Origin of the sequence: Microbacterium sp., from assembly GCF_030149085.1 — a bacterium.
Classification (GTDB): domain Bacteria; phylum Actinomycetota; class Actinomycetes; order Actinomycetales; family Microbacteriaceae; genus Microbacterium.
Genome location: NZ_JASBSF010000084.1, coordinates 1 through 2,670 on the forward strand (window position 1 = coordinate 1; position 2,670 = coordinate 2,670).

Annotated in this window: 2 protein-coding genes; both read right to left on the bottom strand. The window is 70.2% G+C overall.

Annotated elements, in window-relative coordinates:
- Positions 1–4: 4 nt before the first annotated feature.
- Positions 5–790, bottom strand: coding sequence for an energy-coupling factor transporter transmembrane component T (locus tag Q1V87_RS03555; protein WP_300590853.1), 786 nt, complete (start codon positions 788–790; stop codon positions 5–7).
- A gap of 53 nt (positions 791–843) precedes the next feature.
- Entirely contained in the window at positions 844–2,541 is a 1,698-nt protein-coding gene (locus Q1V87_RS03560; RefSeq protein WP_300590854.1) for an ABC transporter ATP-binding protein, read from the bottom strand.
- Positions 2,542–2,670: the final 129 nt, after the last annotated feature.

Below are 2,670 nucleotides of genomic sequence, written 5' to 3' on the forward strand. Positions count from 1 at the left end.
CTGACTAGGCGAGGCCCCAGGGGAAAAAGAGGGTGAAGAGGGCGGCGGATGCTACCCAGAAGGCGGCGATGAAAACGACGTCGCGGGTGCGGAACGGGACGAGATGGCGCTCGGTGCGATCGGGGTAGGCGCCGAAGGCGCGGGAGTCCATCGCGAGGGCGACCCGCTCGGCGTGGCGGATGGCGCCGGCTAGCAGTGGCACGAGGTAGCTGGCCCACCGGCGCAGGCTCGCGATCGGTCCGCGCCCGCGGTGCGCGCCGCGGACGCGATGGGCTTGGCGGATGATCTCGAGCTCGTGACCGAACCGGGGCACGAACCGGAAGGCTGCCAGCGCCGTGTACCCGATCCGGTAGGGGACGCGCAGCTGCTGTACGCAGGCCCGAACGAGGTCGGGGCCGGTCGTGCTGAGGCCCGGGATGAGCGACAGCGCGAGGATCGCCGCAAGCCGGAGGCCCGTTGCAAGTCCGATCTCGAGCGCGCCGGCGTACAGCGTCCACGCCCCGATCTGCAGCACGGGCGGGGTGTTCGCGACGAGTGCGGCATCCGTCCACAACGAGAAGCCGAACCCCAACACCAGGGTCGCGCCGGGTATCACCAGCGCGAGAAGGACGGCGGATCGGATGCTGAGGCTGACGCCCACGAGCAGCACGAGGTACGACAGCGCCAGAAACGCCAGCGGTGTCGCAAGGTCGCGCACGAACACGAGCAGTACGAGGGCCGGAAGGACCGCTGCGATCGTGGCGAGCGGATTCAGTCCGTAGAGGAAGCGCACCGCCGAGGTGCGTCGCACTGCGGCGTAGGGGTCATCGGCGACGGATACCGGGAGCAGTGTCGGCGCGGTCGTCACGACACACCCCCGGGAAGGTCAGCGACCCGCGTGATCGTGCGCAGCTCCGGGTGCGTTGCAAGCGGCGCGAGGGCGCGCGCAAGTGGCGGCACCCGCAGCCCTGCGCGGGCGATGAGCTCGGCATCCGCGAACACGTCGCCCGGAGTTCCGGTCGCGGTGACGCGCCCCGCGTGCATGACGGCGACGCGATCGGCGTACTCGGCGACCAGTTGCATGTCGTGGGTGACGACGATGATCGTCGTGCCTTCGCGATTGAGGTCGCGCAGGAGCCCGAGAAGCTCATCTGCTCGCGCGCGGTCCTGCCCGAAAGTCGGCTCGTCGAGGGCGAGCACCCGGGCCCCGGCTACAAGGGCGGTTCCAACCGAGAGGCGCCGCTTTTGCCCGCCCGAGAGCAGGAACGGGTGAACGTGCGCTCGCTCGCGCAGCCCGAAGCGGTCGAGAAGATCGAGCGTGCGCCTCTCGATCTCGGCCTCGTCGAGGTGCTGGCGGCGCAGGCCATGCGCGATTTCGTCGAACACTGACGCTGCGATGAACTGGTGCTCGGGATTCTGGAACACGAACCCGACGTGGGTCGAGAGAGCGCGGTCGTCGAGTCGGGCAACGTCGAGGCCATCGATGTGGACCGTGCCGCGGGGCGGAGTGAGCACGCCGGCGAGGGCTTGGATCAGTGTCGTCTTGCCCGCCCCGTTCGCGCCGACGATCGCGAGGAACTCACCGTCGCGAACGTCGAGCGCGACATCCGTCAGCACCTCGGTCTTCTTACGGCGCAGCGTGAGCCCCCGCACCTCGATGCGCGTGCCGGATGCCGACGCGACCGCCTCGGTAGCCGCAGCCGTCTCGCGCAGAGCGGGCGGCGCGGGTTGACGCTCGAGCGCCTCGCGCAGCTCCTCGGGGCTGATCGGCAGCGGATCGAAGCGGTACCCGGCCTCACCTAGCCGCAGAGCCGCGAGGGTCGAGGTCGGCAACCACACGCCGAGCGCGTGCAGTTCCGCCGCGCGCCCCCGCAAGATCTCGTCCACGGCGCCATCGGCGATCACGACGCCGGCAGCATCGAGGACGACGACGCGGTTCACGAACGAGGCGGCGGCATCGAGGTTGTGCTCGATCAGCACGATGCCCTTGTCGCCGGATGCCGCGAGCTCGGTCAGCGCGGCGTAGACGTCCTCGATGCCTTGCGGATCGAGGTTCGCGGTCGGCTCGTCGAGGACGAGAAGCGGGGAACCCATAGCGAGGGCGCACGCGATCGCGAGGCGCTGCCGGCCGCCACCGGAGAGGCGATCAGGATTTTCGGTCCGCCTCTCCCACAGTCCGACGCGGCGCAGCGCCGCTTCCGCGCGGGCGAGCACCTCGGCCACCGGGAGACGCAGGTTCTCGGGTCCGAAAGCTACCTCGTCGAGGAGCGTGCCTGTCACCAGCTGGGCGTCGGGATCCTGGAACACGATCCCGACGTGTGTCGACAGCTGCGCCACGGAGTGCGTCGCCGCATCCATCCCGGCTACCTCGACGCGTCCCGACAGGGTCGCTGGCACGGCGTGGGGGATGAGTCCGTTCATCGCGAGCGAGAGCGTGGACTTGCCCGATCCGCTCGGCCCGAGAAGCAGCACGACATCGCCGCGCGACACCGCGAACGACACGGATGCCGGGGTCGCGGCATCCTCGCCCTCGTGCGTGATTCCGACGTCACGCAGCCTCAGGAGCGGCGTTGACTCGCCCCTGAGGCTCGCCTCCGGCGCCGCCGTCTCGCCGAGCGAGGGGGCGACGGATGCCGAGCGCGCGGCGGAATCGGGGGGAGCTGTCACGGGTCCTCGTCGGAAAGGGAAGTA